This window comes from Phaeobacter piscinae (genome assembly GCF_002407245.1).
In the GTDB taxonomy this organism is placed as follows: Bacteria; Pseudomonadota; Alphaproteobacteria; order Rhodobacterales; family Rhodobacteraceae; genus Phaeobacter; species Phaeobacter piscinae.
The window spans coordinates 42,866-66,553 of sequence record NZ_CP010681.1 but is presented as its reverse complement, the minus strand read 5'-3'; the positions used below and the strand labels follow the sequence as shown (position 1 = coordinate 66,553).

21 protein-coding genes are annotated in these 23,688 nt (G+C 62.8%); 14 read left to right on the top strand and 7 right to left on the bottom strand.

Translation table 11 applies throughout. The features are described from left to right. Nucleotides 1-102 precede the first annotated feature (102 nt). Nucleotides 103-2,397, top strand: coding sequence for a response regulator (locus phaeop14_RS00295; RefSeq protein ID WP_040171677.1), 2,295 nt, complete (start codon nt 103-105; stop codon nt 2,395-2,397). Nucleotides 2,398-2,424: 27 nt separating this feature from the next. Here the strand turns inward: phaeop14_RS00295 and yaaA are convergent, their stop codons facing one another. The 3 genes from yaaA to phaeop14_RS00280 form a co-directional block, all read right to left on the bottom strand. Beyond that, nucleotides 2,425-3,189, bottom strand: a complete 765-nt coding sequence (yaaA, locus tag phaeop14_RS00290; protein ID WP_096788405.1) for a peroxide stress protein YaaA — start codon at nt 3,187-3,189, stop codon at nt 2,425-2,427. 29 nt (nt 3,190-3,218) lie between these two features. Further along, nucleotides 3,219-5,297, bottom strand: coding sequence for a DNA helicase RecQ (recQ, locus tag phaeop14_RS00285; RefSeq protein ID WP_193438263.1), 2,079 nt, complete (start codon nt 5,295-5,297; stop codon nt 3,219-3,221). Nucleotides 5,298-5,519: 222 nt separating this feature from the next. Then, nucleotides 5,520-5,807 carry a YggT family protein gene (locus phaeop14_RS00280; RefSeq protein ID WP_014873231.1) on the bottom strand — a complete coding sequence of 96 codons (288 nt, stop codon included), beginning with the start codon at nt 5,805-5,807 and terminating at the stop codon, nt 5,520-5,522. A gap of 134 nt (nt 5,808-5,941) precedes the next feature. On the opposite strand from phaeop14_RS00280, the gene phaeop14_RS00275 reads away from it, so the two are divergent. The 11 genes from phaeop14_RS00275 (at nt 5,942) to phaeop14_RS00225 (ending at nt 16,166) form a co-directional block, all read left to right on the top strand. Next, nucleotides 5,942-6,529 carry an acyl-CoA thioesterase gene (locus tag phaeop14_RS00275; RefSeq protein ID WP_040171682.1) on the top strand — a complete coding sequence of 196 codons (588 nt, stop codon included), beginning with the start codon at nt 5,942-5,944 and terminating at the stop codon, nt 6,527-6,529. A 74-nt stretch (nt 6,530-6,603) separates the two neighbouring features. Next, nucleotides 6,604-7,968, top strand: coding sequence for an MFS transporter (locus tag phaeop14_RS00270; protein WP_096788403.1), 1,365 nt, complete (start codon nt 6,604-6,606; stop codon nt 7,966-7,968). Further along, nucleotides 7,965-8,888 (top strand): penicillin-insensitive murein endopeptidase, encoded by a 924-nt coding sequence (gene mepA, locus phaeop14_RS00265; protein ID WP_096788402.1) that lies wholly within the window; start codon nt 7,965-7,967, stop codon nt 8,886-8,888. The genes phaeop14_RS00270 and mepA overlap by 4 nt, the downstream gene beginning before the upstream one ends. Then, complete coding sequence (locus phaeop14_RS00260) at nt 8,861-9,790, top strand: esterase-like activity of phytase family protein (RefSeq protein WP_096788401.1); 930 nt, start codon at nt 8,861-8,863, stop codon at nt 9,788-9,790. The genes mepA and phaeop14_RS00260 overlap by 28 nt, the downstream gene beginning before the upstream one ends. Before the next feature lie 181 nt (nt 9,791-9,971). Next, a complete protein-coding gene (locus phaeop14_RS00255; RefSeq protein ID WP_096788400.1) occupies nt 9,972-10,604 on the top strand; it encodes a queuosine precursor transporter in 633 nt (210 codons plus the stop codon). A gap of 365 nt (nt 10,605-10,969) precedes the next feature. Next, complete coding sequence (gene arfB, locus phaeop14_RS00250; RefSeq protein WP_096788399.1) at nt 10,970-11,389, top strand: alternative ribosome rescue aminoacyl-tRNA hydrolase ArfB; 420 nt, start codon at nt 10,970-10,972, stop codon at nt 11,387-11,389. 66 nt (nt 11,390-11,455) lie between these two features. Beyond that, nucleotides 11,456-12,217 (top strand): SDR family oxidoreductase, encoded by a 762-nt coding sequence (locus tag phaeop14_RS00245; protein ID WP_096788398.1) that lies wholly within the window; start codon nt 11,456-11,458, stop codon nt 12,215-12,217. Between the two features lie 126 nt (nt 12,218-12,343). Next, entirely contained in the window at nt 12,344-13,381 is a 1,038-nt protein-coding gene (locus phaeop14_RS00240) for a P1 family peptidase (RefSeq protein ID WP_096788397.1), read from the top strand. A gap of 154 nt (nt 13,382-13,535) precedes the next feature. Next, on the top strand, nt 13,536-14,000 hold the full coding sequence (locus phaeop14_RS00235) for a c-type cytochrome (protein ID WP_096788396.1): 465 nt from the start codon (nt 13,536-13,538) through the stop codon (nt 13,998-14,000). 258 nt (nt 14,001-14,258) lie between these two features. Continuing rightward, complete coding sequence (idi, locus tag phaeop14_RS00230; protein WP_040171699.1) at nt 14,259-14,807, top strand: isopentenyl-diphosphate Delta-isomerase; 549 nt, start codon at nt 14,259-14,261, stop codon at nt 14,805-14,807. A gap of 102 nt (nt 14,808-14,909) precedes the next feature. Continuing rightward, nucleotides 14,910-16,166: a flavin-dependent oxidoreductase gene (locus tag phaeop14_RS00225; RefSeq protein ID WP_096788395.1), complete on the top strand. Its 1,257-nt coding sequence runs from the start codon at nt 14,910-14,912 to the stop codon at nt 16,164-16,166. 120 nt (nt 16,167-16,286) lie between these two features. Here the strand turns inward: phaeop14_RS00225 and glpK are convergent, their stop codons facing one another. The 3 genes from glpK to panB form a co-directional block, all read right to left on the bottom strand. Next, entirely contained in the window at nt 16,287-17,771 is a 1,485-nt protein-coding gene (gene glpK / locus phaeop14_RS00220; RefSeq protein WP_040171701.1) for a glycerol kinase GlpK, read from the bottom strand. Nucleotides 17,772-17,838: 67 nt separating this feature from the next. After that, nucleotides 17,839-18,696 carry a pantoate--beta-alanine ligase gene (gene panC / locus phaeop14_RS00215; protein WP_096788394.1) on the bottom strand — a complete coding sequence of 286 codons (858 nt, stop codon included), beginning with the start codon at nt 18,694-18,696 and terminating at the stop codon, nt 17,839-17,841. Nucleotides 18,697-18,703: 7 nt separating this feature from the next. Beyond that, the gene (panB, locus tag phaeop14_RS00210; protein ID WP_096788393.1) at nt 18,704-19,567 is read right to left on the bottom strand and encodes a 3-methyl-2-oxobutanoate hydroxymethyltransferase; all 864 of its coding nucleotides are present in this window, start codon (nt 19,565-19,567) and stop codon (nt 18,704-18,706) included. Nucleotides 19,568-19,727: 160 nt separating this feature from the next. Here panB and phaeop14_RS00205 point away from each other — a divergent pair, with 160 nt between their 5' ends. Continuing rightward, entirely contained in the window at nt 19,728-21,206 is a 1,479-nt protein-coding gene (locus tag phaeop14_RS00205) for an ABC transporter substrate-binding protein (protein WP_096788392.1), read from the top strand. Nucleotides 21,207-21,277: 71 nt separating this feature from the next. Here phaeop14_RS00205 and phaeop14_RS00200 read toward each other — a convergent pair whose 3' ends face one another. After that, complete coding sequence (locus phaeop14_RS00200; protein ID WP_096788391.1) at nt 21,278-22,462, bottom strand: acetoin utilization protein AcuC; 1,185 nt, start codon at nt 22,460-22,462, stop codon at nt 21,278-21,280. 196 nt (nt 22,463-22,658) lie between these two features. On the opposite strand from phaeop14_RS00200, the gene phaeop14_RS00195 reads away from it, so the two are divergent. Further along, nucleotides 22,659-23,606: an ABC transporter permease gene (locus phaeop14_RS00195; RefSeq protein ID WP_096788390.1), complete on the top strand. Its 948-nt coding sequence runs from the start codon at nt 22,659-22,661 to the stop codon at nt 23,604-23,606. The last annotated feature ends 82 nt before the right edge of the window (nt 23,607-23,688 follow it).

Sequence of the window (23,688 nt, the reverse complement as noted above, 5' to 3'; positions counted from 1 at the left end):
GGCAAGATATCGCAGCGTAACAGATGGGCTAATCTCAATTTAATCTCTGCCCCCCAGACTAGGGCGGACAAGTCGTGTTGGTTTTATGTGGAGTTCGCAGGGATGAACCTTGCTGACAGATTGACGGAAGAACGACGCGCGCGTCTCGCGGCGGAACGCCTGCTTGAGCTAAAGCAGGCGGAGCTTTCGGCAGCCAACCGCAAACTGGGGCGCCATGCCCTGGCCCTGACCCGGCAAATTGGTGTCACGCAAGCGGAAGTGGCCACTGTCCGCGACGAAAATGCCAAGGTGAAATCGGATCTCTCGACTGCCAATGAGAAAGTTGAGCGCGCCGAGCGTCGTCTCTGGCATTCGATCCAAGCCTTTCAGGATGGGTTTGCCTTTTTTGATTCAGACAGCAAACTGATTGGCGCCAATACCGCCTATCTCGATCTGTTCGACGGTCTGGAGGAGGTGACGCCGGGCGTCTCCTACGTGCGGATCCTGCAGATCCTCACCGATGAGGGGCTGGTCAACACCGGCGAACAGGACCCGGATCACTGGCGCGCGCAGATGTCGGAACGCTGGTTGTCCCCCTCCCCGGAACCGGTGGTCGTGCGGATGTGGGATGATCGCTACCTGCGGCTCTTGGATCAACGTGGCCACGGTGGTGATATGGTCAGCCTTGCGCTCGATATCACCTCTACCGTTCAATATGAGGAAGAGTTGCAGGCCGCCCGTGAACGGGCTGAGGCTGCAAACCGAGCAAAATCCGCTTTCCTTGCCAATATGTCCCACGAGATTCGCACCCCGATGAATGGGGTTGTCGGCATGGCGGAGCTGCTCAGCGACACCAATTTGAGCGAGGAACAGCAGCTCTACGCCAACACGATCAAGAATTCCGGAGAGGCGCTGCTGGTCATCATCAATGACGTGCTCGATTATTCCAAAATCGAAGCGCAGAAACTGCAGCTGCACCCCGAACCCTTTGATCTGGAACGTAGCGTCCATGAGGTGCTGATGCTGTTGCAGCCCACCGCGCGGGACAAGGGGCTGACACTGCTGCTGGATTATGACCTGTTCCTGCCAACCAGCTTTGTCGGGGACCCCGGACGCATTCGTCAGGTTCTTACCAATCTCGTGGGCAACGCGGTAAAATTCACCTCCGAGGGGCATGTCGCGCTGCAAATCACCGGCATCTCCAATGCGGATGACAAAGTCTCCTCAATCCACGTCACGATCGAAGACACCGGCATCGGCATCCCAGAGGAGAAGGTTCAGGACATCTTTGGCGAGTTCAATCAGGTCGAGGATGAGCGCAATCGCCAGTTTGAGGGCACCGGCCTTGGCCTTGCGATCTCCAAACGCCTGATTGAATTGATGGACGGTGAGATCTGGGTCGAAAGCCAGGAGGGCAAGGGATCCTGCTTTGGCTTCCGCATGGAACTGCCGCTGGCGGAAGGCGCCTCCACCAGTATCCCCACCCTGCCCAAGGGGTTGTGCCAGATCGCCGTCATCGATTCGCAATCGGTGATGCGCGATGTGCTCAGCAAACAATTGGCCATGCTGGGGTTGGAAGTCACGGTATTTGACAACGGCGCCGCTGCGATTGCCGGCATGCCAGACGATGTTGATCTGGTGGTCTGCGACGAACAATTGCCAGATCAGAATGGTATCGAACTGGCACAGAAACTGCGCTCTGGACCTTTTGCGCAGGTGCCGATTCTGATGCTCAGCAGCGATCCCACTGCATCCAGCAATTCAGATGTACAATCGGTGACGGACAGCGTGCTTCTGAAACCGATCCAGCGGGATGAGCTGTTCCAGAGGCTGGTCGAACTGCCCGGCCGCGGATCAGCGACCGGCCCCTCTGCCGCTCCCGAAACCGTGGTGACACCACCAGAGCTGAGCAGCGTCGCAACAGATCCCGATCCACCCCAGCCTACTCCGGCCGCGCCCCCTCCTCTCGCCGCCGTCAGCACGCGCCCGACGCAGCGGCTTATGCGGGTGCTGGCTGCAGAGGACAATCGCACCAACCAGCTTGTCTTCCGCAAGATGGTGAAGGATCTGAACATAGACCTGCAATTTGTCAGCAACGGGATAGAGGCGCTGGAGGCATATCAGTCATTTCAGCCGGATCTGATCTTCATGGACATTTCCATGCCCGTCATGGATGGCAAGGAAGCAACCCAGAAAATTCGCGCGCTGGAACACGGCACGGGCACCTACGTCCCGATCATCGCGCTGACCGCCCATGCCATGGCCGGTGATTCCGATGGCATTCTCGCTGCAGGGCTGGATCATTACCTGACCAAACCCCTGCGCAAGGCGCTGATCCATGAACGCATTCACGCCTATCTCCCGGCGGAGGCAGCGCCGCTCACCCACGAGACGATCACCCAGACTGGTGCCGCCTGACCCGGCAGTCCCCTGCTCCTCTTGCGATCAGCCCGCGCGCAGAAACACCGGCTGATCCGGCTGCGACATCTCCGGCATGTAGCGATAGCCGCCGCTGTCAAAATCCAGCAATGCCGCGGGATCGGTAAGCCGGTTCTGAATGATGTACCGCGCCATCGCGCCCCGCGCCCGCTTGGCGTAGAAGCTGACAACCTTGGGCGTCCCGTTCTTGTCTTCCATGAATACCGGCGTCACCACGCGCAGCTTCAGCGCATCACGATCCACGGCCCCGAAATATTCCTGGCTGGCACAGTTCACCAGCACATCGCCGTCCACGGCCTCCCCCTGCGCATTCAGCGCATCAGAGATCGCACGCCCCCAATAGTCATAAAGGGTCTTGCCCTGCTCGGTTTTCAGACGCGATCCCATCTCCAGCCGGTAGGCCTGCATCGCGTCCAGCGGCCGCAACAGACCGTATAGGCCCGACAGAATGCGAAAGTGATCCTGCGCCCACCCCATCTCCTCAGCCTCCAGCGACACCGCCTCCAGCCCTTGATAGGTATCGCCCGCAAAGGCCAGCGCCGCCGGGCGAATGTCATCCGCGCCAGGATCAACCGCAAACCTCTGGAACCGCTCATAGTTCAGCTTTGCCAGATCCTCGCTGATATGCATCAGCTTCATCAGATCGGCGACCGACAGATCGCGCGCCACCGACGCCAGCTCCACCGCCGCGTCATGCATGGCGGGCCACGTCATATCTGCGTCGCGTTCGCTCCAGTCCAGCTTTTTCGCCGGAGAAGTCACTACCAGCATTTTCTGCCCCCGTTTGTTCTGGACAAGACCTAGCCCGCGCCGCGCAGGACGTCCAGAAACGCCGCCGCAAAACGTTCGGCGCGGCGCTCCCCTAACAGCCTTGTGATCGCCATTTCGTCCTGTGGACGCATCTGCGCCAGTTTCGCCAGTTGCGCTGCGGAACAGCTGAGCGGTTTGTCGGTGCCGTCATCGCCCCGCGCCAGACGGGTCTGCGTCTCCATCAGCGCATCATAAAGCGACCCGGCATCGCGCCCGGCCAACTTGCGCCGCATCGGATGCAGCGCCTCACTCTCGCCAGTGATCACCGCCAGGAATGCACTGCCATAGCGCTCGAGCTTCTTGGCGCCGACACCGCCAATCCGCGCCATCTTGTCCAGCGTATCGGGACGTGTTTCGGCCATCTCGATCAGGGTTCGATCCGGGAAAATGACATAGGCCGGCACTTTTTGTGCCTCCGCCAGCGCGCGGCGTTTGGCTTTCAGCGCCGACAGCAGCGGCGCGTCCTCATCAGACACCAGCGCCTTAACCGCAGGGCTGCGCTTGGCCGAACTGATGGTGTCGCGGCGCAGCGCAATGTCCTGCTCTCCGCGCAGCACCGGCAGCGCCGCCTCGGTCATCCGCAAGGCACCATGGCGTTCGGGATCCGGGCGCACCAGATCATGCCCCATCATCTGCCGGAACACCGCCTGCCACTGTCGTTTGCCGTATTCCTTGCCGCAGGCAAAAACCGACAGATCATCATGCCGCTTGTCGCGCACTCGGTCGGTGATATTGCCCACCAGAATGTCGATCAGATGCCCCGAGCCATAGGTCTCATTGGTCCGCAGGATCGCCGACAGCGCCTTGCGCACCGCCGTGGTGCCGTCGAACACATCCACGGGCTGGTCACAGAGATCACAATTGCCGCAGGGTTCAGCCGCCTCGCCGAAATAGGCCAGCAGGGTTTGCCGCCGACATTTCAGCGCCTCCGCCAGCCCCAGCAAGGCATTGAGCCGCGCGTGGTCTGCCCCGCGCCGCTCCGCAGGCGCCAGCCCTTCGTCAATCTGGCTGCGGCGCAGGCGAATATCCTCCGGCCCGAACAGGGTCAGCGTCTCAGCAGGCGCGCCATCCCGGCCACCACGGCCGATTTCCTGATAATAGGCCTCGATGGATTTGGGCAGATCCGCATGGGCAACCCAGCGAATGTCTGGCTTGTCGATCCCCATGCCAAAGGCAACGGTTGCCACCACAATCAACCCATCCTCGCGGGCAAAGCGGGTCTCCACGCCGCGCCGATCCTCCGCGTCCATACCGCCATGATAGTAGCAGGCCGCGTGGCCCGCCTCGCGCAGCCCCGCCGCCAGTGCTTCGGTCTTGGCGCGGGTGCCACAATACACGATACCGGACTGGCCTTTTCGCGCGGCCGCAAACTCCAGGATCTGTCGGCGCGGGCTGTCTTTGGTGGCAAAGGCGAGATGAATATTGGGCCGATCAAACCCCCGCAGGAAACTGCGCGGCGCCTCACCATCAAACAGCTTCTCGACAATCTCCTCGCGGGTTTCCTGATCTGCCGTCGCGGTAAAAGCTGCCAAAGGCACATCCAAGGCTCGTCGCAATTCCCCGATACGCAGGTAATCCGGGCGGAAATCATGCCCCCACTGGCTGACGCAATGCGCCTCATCCACCGCGATCAGACTGACACCGATGCGCCGCAACATGCCCATCGCCGCCCCCGAGGCCAGACGCTCCGGCGCCATATACAGAAGCTTCAGCCGCCCCTCCTCAATGGACTGCCAGACCGCTTCGGTTTCTTCGTCGGTATTGCCGGAAGTCAGCGCCCCGGCGGTCACGCCCACCTCCTGCAGTGCCCGCACCTGATCCCGCATCAGCGCTATCAATGGCGAGATCACCACCGTAATCCCCTCGCGCAGCAGTGCGGGCAGTTGGAAACACAGGGATTTGCCGCCGCCGGTTGGCATAATCGCCAGAACATTCTCGCCAGCCGTCACCGCATCAACGATCTCTTCCTGACCGGGGCGAAACCCGTCAAAGCCGAAGATCTCGCGCAACAGCGGTGTTGCATCGGTTGCGGACACGGCAGGTGACGTCGCACCACTGGGGGCGGTCATTTCCGGCGAAACTGCGGACATGGGGGCGGTGGGCCTCGTTTTTGGTGATCTGCTCGTCTTACCGTCACAATCCCACAACCAGATTCAGGCGGCAAGGGCCGGACCCCCTATGCAGAATGCCGCACAGACAGAAAAGACCGCCAGCGGCCCATGCCGTGGCGGTCCAATTGTAGATCGAAACGCGCATGATCTCTCTGACCAGCGGCGCTGCGGCTTGTCGGCCTAGTAGAACATCGCGATATTGTTGGTCAGAATGATCCGCAGCGCGTAAACCGCGATCAACACCACCAGCGGCGCCAGATCCAGCCCCTGCATATTCGGCAGGATACGGCGAACGGGGGCATATAGCGGCTCTAACAAGCGGTTCAGACCATACCAGACCTGCGCCACAAATTGCTGATTGAGGTTTAGAACCTGAAAATTGATCAGCCAGCTCATGATCACATGGGCAATGATGAAGAACCAGACGATGTCCAGGATCAGCATCAGAATTTGAAACAGCGACAGCATCTCTTTAATTTCCCTTTTTGGAGCCTGTTCACAGGTAAGCGTGCCCGCGCAAAATCGCAAGACTGCCGCGAGGTTGCGGTTGACGTGCTGTAAACACATGGCAACACGGGTACATTATACAGGAGATCGTTCCCATGTTTCCCATCGTCCGCCTGATCAAGGATCTGCTGGTTGCCCGGCGGATGCCGCCGCTGGATCTGACTGAGACCCATGTCTCGCGCCACATTTGCTGGCCTTGGGATCTGGACATCTGGATGGAGCTGAACAACGGTCGTGCGATGACGCTCTATGATCTGGGCCGCACCATGCTGGCGCAGCGTGTCGGCCTGATCGGGGCTTTGCGCAGCCGTCGCTGGGGCATGACGGTTGCGGGCACCACCGTCCGGTTCCGCCGCCGCATTCGCGGGTTTGAACGGTTTGAGATGCGCAGCCGCGCGGTCGCCTGGGACGATCGCTTCATCTATCTGGAACAATCCATGTGGAAATCCAATGGTGACTGCGCCAGCCACGTGATGCTGCGCACCGCGATCACCGACGCCAAGGGGATCGTCTCGCCGCAGGAGGTGCTGAAAACCATCGGTCGCACCGACCGTGCCGCGCCGGAGATGCCCGATTGGATCAAGGCTTGGTGCGAGGCGGACGCAGGTCGCCCCTGGCCACCCATGATGCCGACACAAACCGTGGCTTCTGGCGTGTCGGCTGCTGAGGACACGCTTGCCTAACCCCACACCGGCCTGTCATACCAAAAGGTAAAGACAAAAGACCACGACAGGCATCGGGCGAGGGAAGACGAGGCATGACGCAGATTTCCATGCGCAAGCGCATCTGGGGCTGGTGGGCCTTTGACTGGGCCAGCCAGCCCTATCACACGCTGCTGGTAACCTTTGTCTTTGCGCCCTTCTTTGCTGCGGTGGCCGCCGATCATTACCTCACCCAAGGGCTGGCGGAGGAGGCCGCAAAGGCGCAGGCGCAAACCGTCTGGTCGATGTGCCTCACCATCACCGGGCTGCTGATTGGTCTTGGCGGGCCGTTCCTTGGCGCCCTTGCCGATATTTCCGGGCGTAAACTGCCGTGGATCATGGTCTTTTCGCTGATGTATATCATCGGCGCCTGGGGGCTGTGGTTCATGGATCCCGGCGGCGCGAACCTGTGGTGGATGCTCATCAGTTTTGGGGTTGGCTTCATCGGTGCGGAATTTGCGCTGATCTTCGTCAATGCGCAGCTGCCGTCACTTGGCAGCAAGGAGGATGTGGGCACCATCTCCGGTACCGGTTTTGCCATCGGATATCTTGGCGGGGTGATCGCGCTGTTTCTGATGCTGACGCTGTTTGTCGAGCAAGCCGACGGCAAGACCCTGATCGGCATCGACCCCATTCTGGGACTGGATGCAGCACTTCGCGAAGGCACCCGCGCCGCCGGTCCGCTGACAGCGATCTGGTTCGCGGTCTTCATCATCCCCTATTTCCGCTGGGTGCATGATGATGCCATCACCGGCACACGAGGCCGGTTTCGCGATGCCATCCGCTCCGTCGGACGCGCCATCGCCAATCTGCGCCACCGCGCCAGCCTGACCGGCTATCTGATTTCGTCGATGCTCTACCGTGATGCGCTGAACGGGCTTTATGCCTTCGGCGGGATCTATGCGCGGTTGGTGCTGGGCTGGGAAATCACCCTCATTGGTATCTTCGGTATCATCGCGGTGATCTCCTCGGCGCTGTTCAGCTGGCTGGGCGGTCTCGCAGATCGCCGGTTTGGCCCGAAACCCGTTATCACCCTGTCGATCCTGATCCTGACGGCGGTGTGTTTTCTGGTCGTGAACATGTCGCGCGACCAGTTCTTTGGCGTCACCCTCGCTGCAGGCTCCGGCCTGCCTGACACTGTGTTCTTCGCCTGCGGCGTGCTGATCGGCGGCTTTGGTGGCATTCTGCAAGCCGCCAGCCGCAGTCTTATGGTGCGCCACACCACCCCGGAAAACGCCACGGAGGCCTTTGGCCTCTATGGTCTTTCGGGTCGCGCAACTGCCTTTCTTGCACCTGCATTGATCGGCATCGCCACCACCCTGACCGGCAGCGCCCGCCTTGGGATTGCACCGGTCATTTTCCTGTTCATCATCGGGCTCATCGTTCTGCGCTGGGTCAATGCAGAAGGAGACCAGAGTTGAAGTTCAGTCGATACATCACCCTCACCGCCCTCCTGTTAACCGCCTGCGGCCCCGCCGGAGACAGCCGCTCGCCCACCGTAAACCCGGTGGTCAGCCGCTCTGCCGACACCGGCGTGCCCGCAAAACAGCTGTTCGGGGCCAAGCGTAGCGGCTCAGCCCAGAAACCTGCGCCGCATGGCTCCTACGCCAAGGGCTGCGTCGCAGGCGCGGAACAGCTGCCCCAGACCGGTCCCACCTGGCAGGCCATGCGCCTGTCCCGAAATCGCAACTGGGGCCATCCCGAAACCATCGACTTCATCAAGGATCTGAGCCGTGTCGCCGCCCGCCAGAGCGGCTGGAACGGGCTTTATGTCGGCGACATCAGCCAGCCACGCGGCGGGCCGATGCTGTCGGGCCACCGCAGCCATCAGATGGGCATGGATGCCGATATCTGGATGCTGCCGGCGAAGCGCCTCGATCTGTCCGTGGCCGAACGCGAGAAGATCTCCTCGATCTCTCTGCGCCGGGCGAAGGGCGCCTATACCAATTCCAACTGGACCCCCCAGCATCACGCCATCCTGCGCGCCGCCGCCAAGGATGATCGCGTCGCCCGGATCTTCGTCTTTCCGGGCGCCAAGGTGCAGATGTGCAACGACGAGAAAGGCAACCGGGATTGGCTGCGTAAAATCCGGCCCTGGTATGGCCACCACTACCACTTCCATGTGCGCCTGAAATGCCCGCCCGGTGCCCGCGGCTGCGTCAATCAGGATCCACCGCCCCGCGGTGATGGCTGCGATGATGCCCGCCAATGGGTGAAGGACATCCTGAGCCCACCACCCCCAAAACCCCGCGACCCCAATGCGCCCAAGCCCAAGCCCCGGCGTGACTACACCCTATCGGATCTGCCACAGCAATGCGCCGTCGTTCTGCAATCAAACTGAGCCTCGGCGTCGCAACCGCCCTTGGCCTCGCCCTGACCGCGCTGGTGGCCTATCGCCCTGTCGCCTCCGCCGCCCAGCCCGGCGGGGCGCAGTTCATTGCGGCCTATCGCTGGACCCACCCTGCCAAATGGTTCGGCGGGTTCTCGGCGCTCTCCCTGTCAGCGGACGGGCGGCAGATGACCGTGGTCAGCGACCGTGCCACCATCGTCACCGCCCGGATTGAGCGCAGCCCGGAGGCGATGCAACCGATCAAGGCGGTGACCCCGACCGAAGCCCACCGGCTGCGCGCCTCCGATGGCGCGCTCCTGCGCGGGCGCATCGTCGATGCCGAAGGTCTGGCCGTGGCGCGCGACGGCACTCTGTTCATCTCCTTTGAGGGGGTCTCGCGCGTGGCCCGCCACCGCCGGGGCGACAGCCGCGCCGAGGTCCTGCCGCGCCCCAAGGCGTTCCGCCGCCTGCCTCTGAACAAGGCGCTTGAAGCCCTGGCCATCGACACCAGGGGCCATCTCTACACCCTGCCAGAACGTGCCTTGACCAAATCAGGTGATATTCCGGTCTGGCGTTGGAACGGGACCCGCTGGGATCGCCCTTTCGTGCTGCCCAGCCGGGGCAATTTCCTGCCCGTGGGGGCGGATTTCGGGCCTGACGGGCGCTTCTACCTCTTGGAACGCAACTTCGGCCTGATCGGGTTTCGCAGCCGTCTGCGGCGGTGGGATCTCACGCCGGATGGCATCAGCGGTGAGGTTACCTTGCTGGAAACCGGCCTTGGGCTGCACGACAATCTGGAAGGCGTGTCGATCTGGCGCGATCAAAGCGGCGCGCTGCGTGCCACCATGGTCTCCGACGACAATTTCAAATCGCTGCAACGCACCGAACTGGTGGAATACCGGCTGCCTGACTAGGTCCTCACACGCCGCACACCGGCATCAACACAGGTACCTACACCGGCACCGACACAGAAACGGCACAGGCGCCCGCCCTGACAAACCCCTTGCCCAAACCGCAGCTTTTCCGCTATTGGGCCTGATCTTTCGCATTGGCGAAACAAGTCTCCGCGACCTTGTCTAAAAAACGGACTGCAAAATGACACGCTCTTATCTTCCTGGCATTCTTGCCATGGCCGCCGTTGTGGTGGCCTCCAACATTCTGGTGCAATTCCTGTTCGGCCAATGGCTGACTTGGGGCGCCTTCACCTACCCCATCGCCTTTCTCGTCACTGACGTGACCAACCGCGTCTACGGCACCGGCCCCGCCCGCCGGGTGGTGCTGGCCGGTTTTGTCGTCGGCGTCATCTGCTCGCTGATCGGGACGCAGATCATGGGCGAATTCGGCCCGCTGGTGACCCTGCGCATCGCCGTTGCCTCTGGTCTCGCGTTCCTCACCGCACAGCTGCTGGATGTCTCGATCTTTGCTGCCCTGCGCAATGGCGCCTGGTGGCGTGCGCCGCTCGCCTCCACCCTGATCGGGGCCTCCGTTGATACTGCGCTGTTCTTCAGCATCGCGTTTTCCGGCGCGCTGGTCTGGCTGGAACCCGGCAATGACGTCAGCTGGGCCGGAGAAATGCTGCCGATTCTCGGCACTGGTCCTGTCGCCCCGCTCTGGGTCTCGCTCGCGGTGGCCGACTGGGGTGTAAAGGTCAGTCTGGCGCTGCTGGCTCTGGTGCCTTTCCGCCTGATCGTGGCCCGCCTGACCCGCGCCAAGGCGGCAGCCAACTGACCGCCCTGCTGACACCTCAACTGACACCATAAATAGGAACACTTCAGTTTTCATTTGGAGATCCGCCCGTTCCGTGCCACCATCAAAGGTAACGGAAACAAAGAGAAAAGGAGGTGATCCAGTGTCAAGAAAGGTATTGGAGCAAGGCGTAGCAACAACCGGAGCGGCGGGCCTCTGAGGCAGCCCTCTCTGGCAGCAGCCATCCGGCTGGGTCGCAGACCCTAACCTGCCTTTGCTCTTACAGACTTTCGGAAAGGGCCGCCTCGCAAGGGGCGGCCCTTTTTGCGTGGCGCAGAGCCCACAGTGACGGCACCACCCCGGCTTTCGCTTGGACCTCCCGGACCAGCGGCCTTATGCTCCCTCTCATGTTGCGTATCACCGACACCATCGCCCTGCAGGACTGGGAACTGACCGAAAGCTTCATGCGCGCCTCCGGCCCCGGCGGGCAGAACGTGAACAAGGTCTCCTCAGCTGTTGAACTGCGATTCGAGGCCGCACGCTCTCCGGCGCTGACGCCTGCGGTGAAGTCCCGCCTGAAACGACTGGCCGGGCGCCGCTGGACCAAGGATGGCGCCATCATCCTGCAATGCGACGAAACCCGCTCGCAGCAACGCAATCGCGATCTGGTCCGTGAGCGGCTGGCCGAGCTGGTCCGTCAGGCTCTGGTCCCGCCAAAACGCCGCATCGCCACCAAACCCACACGCGGCTCTGTGCGTCGCCGCCTTGATGCCAAACGCCAGCGCAGTGATGTCAAAGCGACGCGCGGTAAGATCGACCTCGACTAACACAGGCAATTGCACTGCCCGCCGCGCTCGGCCAAGCTGCCGCAAAGTCAATCGGGGAGAGAGCATATGCGGCTGGCAGGAAAATGCGCCATTGTAACCGGCGGGGCCTCGGGCTTTGGCGCCGGCATCACCACCAAATTCCTGGCAGAGGGCGCTCGGGTGATGATTGCGGATATCAATGGCGACGCCGCCGCCGCAGTTGCGACGGACGCTTGCGAAACCTATGGAGCAGATCGGGCCATCGCCCAGACCGTCGATGTCTCTGACCGCGGTTCAGTGGATCAGATGGCGCAGGCAGCGCTCAATCACTTTGGCCAGGTCGATATTCTGGTGAACAACGCCGGTATCAGCCACCTGCCCACCCCGCTCGAAGATGTCAGCGAAGACGACTTCGATCGCGTCTTTGCGGTGAATATGAAATCGGTCTATCTCACCGCCCGCGCGCTGGTGCCGCATATGAAATCCCGCCAGTCCGGCGCGATCCTCAACGTCGCCTCCACTGCCGGCATTTCTCCGCGCCCGAACCTCAACTGGTACAATGCCTCCAAGGGCTGGATGATCACCGCCACCCGCACCATGGCAGTGGAACTTGCTGCGTCAGGCGTCCGCGTCAATGCCATCAACCCGGTTGCGGGCGAAACCCCACTGCTGAAAACCTTCATGGGGGAGGACACGCCAGAGGTGCGCGCGAAATTCCTCTCCACCATCCCCATCGGGCGCTTCTCCACTCCGGAGGATATGGGAAATGCCGCCTGCTATCTCTGTTCGGATGAGGCCAGCATGGTCACCGGCGTTGCCCTGGAAGTAGACGGCGGCCGCTGCATCTGACCACGGCCCTTGGCGGCAGGGCGGGCCCGTCTGTCATCTTTCCCCAAATACTCCCGCCGGAGGCCGCGCGCGCCAGCGCGCCCCTGCCACAGACCCGCACCAAGCCAACGACAAAGGACACATCCCATGCACCCCGGCCCCCTGAACCTGATCACCGATGTGCCCGGCCTCAAGGTCGGCAACGCCGAGGACCGGCAGTTGAAATCCGGCACGACGGTGCTGACTGCCGATCAGCCCTTCACCGCCGGGGTTCATGTCATGGGCGGAGCGCCGGGGACACGCGAAACCGATCTGCTGGCGCCGGACAAATCCGTCGCCCAGATTGATGCGCTGGTACTATCGGGCGGGTCCGCCTTCGGGCTGGATGCCTGCTCCGGTGTGGTTGCGGGGCTGCGCGCTGCCGGGCGCGGCTTTGCGGTTGGACCCGCCCGCGTGCCTATTGTGCCGGGTGCCATCCTCTTTGATCTGCTGAATGGCGGCGACAAGGACTGGCCCGACAATCCCTATCCCGCCCTCGGCCGCGCCGCCTATGAGGCTGCAGACCACCAGTTTGCGCTTGGCACCGCCGGGGCGGGCACCGGCGCCCTCGCCGCGCGGGTGAAGGGTGGGCTTGGGTCGGCCTCCTTTGTGCTGCCGGATGGCACCACGGTGGGCGCCCTGGTGGCGGCCAATCCGCTTGGCTCCGTCACCACGCCGGGGGATCGCCATTTCTGGGCCGCCCCTTTTGAGATCGACGGCGAATTCGGCGGCGCGGGTGTGGATCCCGCCTCCGGCTTCACCACCCCCGCCCCCAGCCTGAAACTCGCCTCAATGCAGAAGCTGGCCGCCGACGCCGCGATCCCGGCAGAGGGCAGCAACACCACCATCGCCATCGTCGCCACCGATGCGCCGTTGACGAAATCGCAATGCCAGCGCCTTGCCATTGCCGCCCATGACGGGATCGGGCGGGCGATTGTTCCGGCCCATTCCCCCGGCGACGGCGATCTTGTGTTTGCCGTCAGCACCAGCGATCCGGGTGCGGCAATCACCGGTGGGGAACACGGCGCTGATCTTGGCGAAATCGGCCACGCCGCCGCCCTCTGCCTCAGCCGCGCCATTGCCCGCGCCGCCGCCTTGGCCCGCCCAGAGCCCGGTGACCTGCTGCCCTGCTGGCAGGAGATTTGACCCCGCGGCCGTCCCTTCCTTGACCTGACGCAGATCAGATACACTTCAACGCATTGAGCGTATAGCAGAGAGCGGACGCGGCAATACGCCCGTTTGACTCTGCGCCGCATCACGCGCGTATTGACCAAGCCAACTCAATTTTGGAGCAAGCGAAATGAAACTTCTGACTGCTGTAGCGACCTTGGGCCTGATGGCGGCCCCTGCCTTTGCCGAAGGCGATGCCGACAAGGGCGAAAAGGGCTTCAACAAATGCAAATCCTGCCACATGGTTGTCTCCGACAGCGGTGACGTGATCATCAAGGGCGGCAAGACCGGCCCGAACCTCTGGGGCGTCGTCGGCCGCACCGCCGGCACCTATGAGGGCTACAAATACGGCAAGGACATGGTCGCCGCCGGCGAAGCAGGCCTGGCCTGGGACGAAGCCTCCTTCACCGCCTATACCGCCGACCCCAAAGCCTTCTTGCGCGACTATCTCGGCGACAAGAAAGCCAAGTCCAAAATGTCCTTCCGCCTGAAGAAAGGCGCCGAAGACATCTACGCGTTCCTTGCAATGCACGGTCCTGCTGATGCCGCCGACGCCGATGGCGAGGCCACTACGGAAGAGACCGCAACCAACTGATCCTTGGTCTGCAGACAAACTGGCAAAAGCCGCGCGCCCCCGGCCGCGGCTTTTCGCACAATTGATTTTCATATGTCTCTGCGATATTGACCGTCCCGCGCAGGCCTTTGGCCCCTGCATCCAGTAACCCGCCGATCCGGGCAGCCTCATTTGTGGGATTGATCTCCACCTGATGACCACCATATCTGCCCGATCCCGTGCGCCCGGTCCGATGGCTTGGCCGCCCGCCTCCTTGCTCAATCCTTGCGAGTTCCTGCAATGACCCACAAGATTCCCGCCTGGGTGAATGGCACCCTGACGCCGGTTGATAAGCTGGCCGCCCATGAACAGGGGCTGAAGCACAAGGCCGTCTCGGTCTTTGTGGTGAAGGGCGGCGAAATCCTGATGCAACGCCGCGCGCTCGGCAAATATCACACCCCCGGGCTCTGGGCGAACACCTGCTGCACCCACCCGCAATGGGGGGAGGCCTCCTCGGCCTGTGCGGTCCGCCGTATGGAAGAGGAACTCGGCATCACCGGGCTTTATCCTGAGTTCCGCCACCATCTGGAATACCGCGCCGATGTCGGCAACGGGCTGATCGAACATGAGGTGGTGGATGTCTTTCTCGCCCATGCGCACCGCGCGCCGGATCTCGCACCCAACCCCGAAGAAGTGATGGAGACCCGCTGGGTCGACTATCACGACCTTCTGGCCGAGGTGCAGCGCCACCCCGATCGCTTCACCCCCTGGCTCAAGATCTATCTCAACAGCTACTCCGACGTGATCTTTGGCCCCGACCTCAGCCTCGGCAGCAATGAGGACGGGTAGGCGCGCAAATATCAGGCTCTAACCGCGGCATTTCCCCATCTTGTTCCGTCGCGCGCATCATGGTTCTAATGCCGCAAATCGCGCAGGAACGGGGAGTGCCAGATGACGGTGATGATTGCAGGCGCAGGGATCGCCGGGCTGACACTTGGCCTCACCCTGCACGAATTGGGCGTGCCCTTTCACATCTATGAGGCCACAGAAACGCTGAAGCCGATGGGCGTCGGCATCAATCTGCAACCCAATGCGGTGCGCGAACTCTTTGATCTGGGGCTTGAGGCCGAGCTCTCCGCCATTGGTGTGCGCACCCGGCGCCTGGGATTTTACTCCAAGCTGGGCAAGACCATCTGGGAGGAACCGCGCGGCGAGGCCGCAGGCTACAGCTGGCCGCAGTTTTCCGTCCATCGCGGCGCGTTGCAGATGATGCTTTATCACGCGCTGCTGGCGCGCGCAGGCAGCAGCGTCATCACAACAGGTGCGCGCGCCACCGGCTACGACACCTCGGATCAGGGCGCCTGCCTGCATCTGGAGAATGGCCGTTCGGCCCATGGTGATCTGCTGATCGCCGCCGATGGGATACATTCCGCCATCCGCGCTCAGATGTACCCGGATGAGGGCGCGCCGATCTGGAATGGCCGCATCCTCTGGCGCGCCACCACCTTTGCCCCCGCCTTTCACGGCGGCGCGGCCATGGCGATGATCGGCCATGACCAACTGCGCCTTGTCGCCTATCCTATCAGCGCGCCAGACGATACAGGCACCGCCACCATCAACTGGATTGCGGAAAAACAGTTCGACCCATCCGCGCACTGGAACCGTGAAAGCTGGAACCGCGCCGCCGACATCCGTGATTTCCTGCCTGATTTTGCCAATTGGCGTTTTGACTGGATTGATGTCCCCGCGCTGATCAACGGGGCAAAGATCGTCTACGAATACCCTATGGTGGATCGCGACCCGCTGCCCCGCTGGCAGGATGGGCCTGTCAGCCTGATGGGGGACGCCGCCCATCCAACCTATCCGGTGGGTTCCAACGGTGCCAGCCAAGCCATCGTTGATGCCCGCCTCATTGGCGCGCAGATGCTGGCCCATGGCGTCACACCCCAGGCCCTGAGCACCTATGAGGCAGCGGTCCGCCCGGTGACAACCGCCGTCGCCTTGGCCAATCGCGCAGGCGGCGGCCCCGACGGCGTGCTGCAACAGGTCGAAACCCTCTGCGGGGGTGATTTCAGCGATATAGGCGAGGTAATCCCTCAGGCGGAGCTGGCCGCCCACGCCGCAAAATACAAATCCATCGCCGGCTTCTCGATTGAGGAGCTGAACGCCCGCCCGCGCACCATACCCGCAGGCACCCGCCTGACCTAAGACGACCGACACGCGTCTCAGCAACGAGAACGCCGCGCATCGCGCGGCGCCACCCCCAACTGTGCAGGCCCAGTCCCCGACTGAGGCGGAGCAGGCGGGAGCCCCCGCCTGCGCAGTCCCTCAGACCCCGATCACAGCCTCAACCGCGCGCTTCCAACGCGCATAGGCAGCGCTGCGGCGATCCTCATCCATCTCAGGGGTGAACTGCTGATCCAGCGCCCAGGTCGCGGCAAAGCCCGCCTGATCCGGGTAGACCCCCGCCCGCATCCCCGCCAGCCAGGCCGCACCCAGCGCGGTGGTTTCCTGCATCACCGGACGATCCACCGCGGCGCCCAACAGGTCCGCAAGGCTCTGCATGGTCCAGTTGCTGGCGCTCATGCCGCCATCCACCCGCAGGGTCACCAAACTGTCACCGTCCCAATCCGCCCGCATCGCTTCCCACAGGTCGCGGGTCTGATAGGCCACGCTTTGCAGTGCCGCCCGGGCAAATTCCGCCGGTCCTGAATTACGGGTCAGACCAAACATGCCGCCCCGGCAATCCGGCTTCCAATACGGCGCGCCCAGCCCGGTAAAGGCCGGCACAAGAATGACGTCCTGACCTGGATCGGCATTGCGCGCCAGGGCACCGCTTTCCTGCGCTGAGCCGATAATGCCAAGCCCATCGCGCAGCCATTGCACCGCCGCACCCGCGATAAAGATCGAGCCCTCAAGCGCATAGGTCGGCGCGCCCTCCAGCTGATAGGCGATGGTGGTCAACATCCGGTTTTGCGACACAACCGGCGTATCGCCGGTGTTCAGCAGCGCAAAACAGCCCGTGCCATAGGTCGATTTCATCATCCCCGGCTGGAAACAGGCCTGTCCAATGGTGGCGGCCTGCTGATCGCCAGCCACCCCCAGAATGGCAATCTCGCCGCCCAGAAACTCAGCCTTGGTGGTGCCGAAATCAGCAGCGCAGTCCTTCACCTCCGGCAGCATATCGCGCGGCACGCCGAGGAAGCCACAAATCTCGCTGCTCCAACGGCCCTTGCGAATGTCATACATCAGCGTCCGCGCGGCATTGGTCGCATCGGTCACATGCGACGCGCCGCCCGTAAGGCGCCAGATCAGGAAACTGTCGACAGTGCCAAACAGCAGATCCCCGGCCTCAGCCCGCGCGCGCGCCTCCGGCACCGTGTCCAGAATCCATTTCAGCTTGGTGCCAGAGAAATAGGGATCCAGCAGCAGGCCGGTTTTCTGCCGCACGCTGTCCTCATGCCCGGCGGCCCGCAGCTCTTCGCAGATGGCGCTGGTGCGCCGGTCCTGCCAGACAATCGCATTGTGGATCGGCTTGCCGGTATGACGATCCCAGACCACCGTGGTTTCGCGCTGGTTGGTGATGCCGATCCCGGCAATCTCCGCCGCCGTAACGCCCTGCTCTGCCATCACCTTGCGGCAGACATCCAGCGTTGTGGACCACAGATCCTCCGGGTCATGCTCCACCCAGCCCGCCTGCGGAAAATGCTGGGCGAACTCCTGCTGGGCCGAGCCCTGCGCCTGCATCTTATCATCAAACAGGATCGCTCTGGTCGAGGTTGTGCCCTGATCTATCGCCAGAATATACGTCATCTTGCCCCTCCCCTGGGTCGTTTGGGGCAGAGATTAGACGCAAAAGTGCTATCGCTACCAGCCCCTACTAATCATTTAGTTGATCAACCGAGATATTGTCGATCAACCTGATGCCATCCAGCCATGCCGCGACCAGCAGGCGGGCCGGACGATCAGGCCGCGACAGCGGCGCCAGCGTTTCGGCGCAGCGCAGGTCCAGATATTCCAGATCGCCAAACCCGGCCTTTGCCAGACGCGCCTTGGCCGCCGGAAGAATGTCGTCAAACACCGCCCCTGCCCGTAACTGATCGGCCAGATCCCGCAGCACCGGATAAAGCTGCCCCGCCTTGCCCAGCGCCTCAGGCGAGAGCCGCAAATTGCGCGACGACATGGCCAGGCCAGAGGCCTCGCGCACGGTGGCGCAGCCCTGCACGGTGATCGGAATGTCCAGATCCCGCGCCATACGGGTAACCACCATCAGCTGCTGATAGTCTTTCTCGCCAAAAAACGCCGCATCCGCACCGCTTTGCAGGAACAGCTTGGCCACCACCGTGGCCACCCCGTCGAAATGACCGGGGCGAAACTCGCCCTCCAGCACATCAGTCAGCCCCGCCACCGACACAGTGGTCGCGTAGCCCTCCGGGTAGATCTGATCGGGATCGGGCACATAAATCGCATCGACACCGTAGGGGGCCAGTTTCTCTGCATCCGCCAGTTCCGTACGGGGGTATTTCGCCAGATCCTCGGCGTTGTTGAACTGCTTGGGGTTCACAAAAATCGTGACGATGACCCGGTCGCAGGCCGCCTTGGCCGCAGCGACCAGCGACAGATGCCCCTCGTGCAGCGCGCCCATGGTGGGCACCAGGCCAATACGGGCACCCTCGCGGCGCCAGTCGGAATGCAACGCGCGCAGATCGCTCAGGCGGCGCAGAATCGGGGCAGTCATGATGGGGTCAGTCCTTTTGCGGGGCCGTGGATGCGGCCGTCTTGGCGGCAGCCGGGGCCTGGTCTGCAAACACATGTTCGGGCGCGGGGAAGCTGCGCGCGCGCACTTCGGCTGCATACTCGGAAATCGCCGCCTCTGCCAAGGGGCCGAGATCGGCATAGCGTTTCACGAACTTGGGCTTAAATGCTGTGAAGAACCCCAGCATGTCATCGACCACCAGAATCTGACCATCACAGCCCGCGCTGGCCCCAATTCCAATGGTGGGAATGGCGACCTCCGCCGTGATCCGATCCGCCAGCCCCTGTGGCACCTTCTCCAGCACCACCGAAAACGCGCCTGCCTCCGCCACCGCATGGGCGTCGGCCAGCACCGCCTCCGCCTGCCCATCCCGGCCCTGTACCTTGTAGCCGCCAAGCGTGTTGATCGACTGCGGCGTCAGGCCAATATGCGCCATCACCGGAATGCCACGTTTGACGAGGAAGCGGATGGTTTCTGCCATCTCCACGCCACCCTCCAGCTTCACCGCGCCGGCGCCCGTCTCCGCCATCAGCCGCGCGGCATTGCGAAACGCCTGCGCCGGGCCTTCCTCATAGCTGGCGAATGGCATGTCGATCACCATCATCGCCTGGCTCAGCCCGCGCGCCACCGCCTGCCCGTGCAGGATCATCATCTCCATGGTGACCCCCAGCGTGGACGTCAGCCCATGAAGCACCATGCCGACGCTGTCGCCCACCAGCACAAAATCGCAGTGACCATCCATCACCTGTGCCATCGGTGTGGTATAGGCGGTCAGGCTCACCAGTGGGGTGCCGCCTTTGCGGGCGCGAATATCCTCGGCATTGGGTGCCATTTTGCGGGCCGTTGCACTCATGATGCTGTCCTCTCCGTTCGCATTGCGCACCGCTAGCAATTTACGCTGCGCGCTTCTAGGGGGCGAAATGTCCCGTCAACCTTGATTACCTGACGGAAAATGCGGAACAGTTTTCCGAAAGGTCACAAATGACCGCCACCACAGTAGGGAGACACCACCGATGACACGACTGCCATTCCTGTTTGCCGCCAGTTCCGCGCTGGCAATTCTGGCCGGGGCCGCCTCCGCGCGCGACACCGTCACCGTGGCCCTGCAGCTTGAACCGCCGCATCTTGATCCCACCAGCGCCGCCGCCGGTGCCATTGATCAGGTGCTCTACTCCAACGTCTTTGAGGGGCTGACCCGCTTCATGGGCGATGGAGCGGTAGTGCCCGGCCTCGCTGAGAGCTGGGAGATCTCCGAGGATGGGCTGACCTATACCTTCGCCCTGCACGACGGCGTGACCTTCCATGATGGCACCACAATGGACGCGGAGGATGTGAAATTCAGCCTCGACCGCGCCCGCGCCGAGGAGAGCACAAACGCCCAGAAAGCACTGTTTGCCGATATCGCCAGCGTCGATGTAGTGGATCCGCTGACGGTGCGGCTCACCCTGTCACAGCCCAACGGCAACCTTCTGTTCAACCTCGCATGGGGGGACGCCGTCATCGTCGCGCCAGAGAGCATCGACACGATCAAGACTGCCCCCGTCGGCACCGGTGCCTTCACCTTCACCAACTGGGTGCAGGGCGACCGCATCGACCTTGCCCGCAACCCGGATTACTGGGGCGAGGCCCCGGCGCTGAGTGCGGCGACCTTCAAATTCATCTCCGATCCGACCGCCGCCTTTGCCGCGATGATGGCTGAAGATGTGGATGCCTTCTCCGCCTTCCCCGCGCCAGAGAACCTGCCGCAGTTTGAGGCCGACCCGCGGTTTCAGGTGCTCATCGGCTCGACCGAGGGGGAGACGATTCTGTCGATCAACAACAAACAGGCGCCCTTCGACAACGCCAAGGTCCGCGCCGCTGTGGCCCATGCGATTGACCGTCAGGCGATCATTGATGGCGCGATGTTTGGCTACGGCACCCCGATCGGCAGTCATTTCGCCCCCCACAACCCGGCCTATGTCGACCTGACCGACATCAGCGCCCATGACCCAGAGAAGGCCCGCGCGCTGCTGGCTGAGGCGGGCTTTCCCGATGGCTTCACCACCACGCTGCACCTGCCGCCGCCGTCATACGCCCGTCGGGGGGGAGAGATCATCGCCGCGCAACTGGCTGAGGTCGGCATCACCGCCGAGATCATCAATGTGGAATGGGCGCAGTGGTTGGAAACCGTGTTCCGAGGCAAGAATTTTGGCCTCTCCATCGTCAGCCATACCGAACCGATGGATATCGGCATCTACGCCCGGCCCGATTACTACTTCCAGTATGACAACGCCGCCTTTCAGGATCTGATGGCAGATCTGACCGGCACCACAGATCCCGACGCCCGCACCAAGATGCTGCAACAGGCGCAGGAGATCATCGCGCAGGACTATGTGAACGGCTTCCTGTTCCAGCTCGCCGCACTCAGCGTGGCCAAGGCGGATTTGCAAGGGCTCTGGGCCAACGCCCCGACCCAGGCCACTGACCTGACCGGGGTCAGCTGGGCAAAATAGGCCCAAGTGCCTAGTATTAGAGCCGAAACAACAGCGCCCCTGACCGAGCGCTGTTGTCTCTTGCCGGTCTTTTAGCCAAGCCCACGACGCCGACGCAGCTGCGCCACCGACGCGCGGATCTGATCGCGCACGGGGCCGGAGCGCGGTGTATCCCGCAAGGTTGTGAACCAATGCTCTGGCGGGTTGCGCCCCAAACGATGCCCCTTGAACTCCAGCCCGCGCAGGACTTGCTCTGCCGCTGGTGGCAGACGATCGGGGATCTCATGCCCGTTCAGCGTCGCCCACACCCCGGTCCACAGCCGCCCGACCGACCAAGGGTTATAACCCCCGCCGCCCAGCACCAGATAGCGCGGCGCAAGCGGTCGCAGCGCCGCAACAACCGACCAATGGGCAGTGTTGGACAGGTCCAGATGCGCCAGCGGATCCTCGGTAACCGCATCCGCCCCGCATTGCAGGACCACCGCATCCGGCGCAAAATCCGCCACCGCAGGCAGGATCAGCTCCTCTCGGATATAGGCCATCTCGCTGTCATTGAACCCGCGCGGCACCGGCAGGTTCAGCGCACTGCCGCCCGCATCATCGGCCAGCTGTCCCGTCTTGGGCCAGAGGTTCTCCTCATGGGTTGAGATCATCAGCACATCCGGATCGCCGGCAAAGCCGTGCTCGACCCCATCCGCGTGATGGGCATCGATATCGACATAGGCAATCCGCTGCGCGCCGTGATGGCGCAGCGACAGCACCGCCAGCACCGGATCATTGAGATAGCAAAACCCATTGGCCCGATCCGGCATCCCGTGGTGGGTGCCCCCCGCCGGATTGTAGATCACGCCACCGTCTGCCAACCGCTCCCCCGCGAGGATCGACCCACCCGCGGCCGTGGCGGGCCTGCGATAGATCTCCGGGAACACCGGGTTGGAAATCGTCCCGATATGGTGGCGCGCCTTCACCTCATCGCTCACCGCCTGCGCCCGCTCCGCCGCCTGCAGTGCCGCGATATACTCCGCGCTGTGCCAGCGTTCCAGCGCCGCCGGTTTCGCCCGAGGAGAGGTCTGATACTGCGCCGACGGCAACCAGCCCAGCGCCCGCGTCAGATCCATCACGGTTGACACCCGCGGCACCCGCAACGGGTGCATCCGCCCATAGCTGGACCCGCGATAGATCTCCGAGCCTATAAAAACCGGCGCGTCTAGTGGGCAAAAGGGGCCAACCGTACCAGCGGCGACAGGCCGAATGGGAGCAGCAGTGAATTGTGTCATGCGCCCAGAGATAGCGCGGAACAGTGCTGCGCCAAACCCCGCAGATCCAACAGCAGCAACAGCCGCGCGATAGCCGCACAGCTTCGCCTTTTACGGTCATGCTAGGGCGCTGTGAAATAAATGTTTTTGCCGTTTTCTCCGGGTCAGGGCCTGGCCGCTCTGGACCCGCGCCCAGCGCGCCCCTAACCTGCCGCCAATGGGACGCTACCTCGCCAAACGCCTGCTGTCGCTGATCGTCAGCCTTGTGATTGCCTCTTGGGTGATCTTTTTCGTGATTGAGATCGCGCCGGGGGATCCAGCGTCCTTCATGCTGGGCATCAACGCGCAACCCGACACCATCGCTGCCCTGCGCGGTGAGTTGGGATTGGATGAGGGGAAATTCGCCCGCTATATCAGCTGGTTCACCGGTATGTTGCAGGGTGATTTCGGCACCTCCTATACCTATCGTACGCCGGTCGCGCAGATGATCGCCGACCGGCTCTGGGTGTCGCTGCCGCTTGCGCTTTATGCGCTGACGCTGTCAACGCTGATTGCCCTGCCTGCTGGCATCTATGCCGCCGCCCGTCGGGGCAGGTCAGGCGATATCGCGGTGATGGGCGCTACCCAGCTGGGGGTCGCGGTGCCGAATTTCTGGTTTGCGATGATGCTGGTTCTGGTCTTTGCCATCAATCTGCGCTGGTTCAGCGCCGGTGGCTTTGTCGGCTGGGAGGCCGGGCCGTTTGCCGCGCTGCACTCCCTCACCCTGCCCGCCATCGCGCTTGCCCTGCCACAGGCGGCCATTCTGGCCCGCGTCATGCGCTCGGCTCTCTTGGATATTCTGGGCGAGGATTTCATCCGCACCGCCCGCGCCAAGGGGCTGAGCCAACGCCAAGCGCTCTGGCGTCACGGGCTGCGCAATGCGCTGATCCCGGTGCTGACCATCATCGGGTTGCAGTTTTCCTTCCTCCTCGCAGGCGCGATCATCATTGAGCAGGTGTTCTACCTGCCCGGTCTGGGGCGGCTGGTGTTTCAGGCCATTTCCGCCCGTGATCTGATCGTGGTGGAAAGCGTCGTAATGCTCTTGGTTTTTGCCGTCATCATGGTGAATTTCCTGGTCGATCTGACCTATGCACTGGTCGATCCCAGACTGCGGGGGCGCGGATGACAAACCACATGGCTTACATATGCCCGGCACAGCCGGGCAGCGCCCGACCCTCCCCCGGGAGGGCGCTTTGCACCCACCCAGG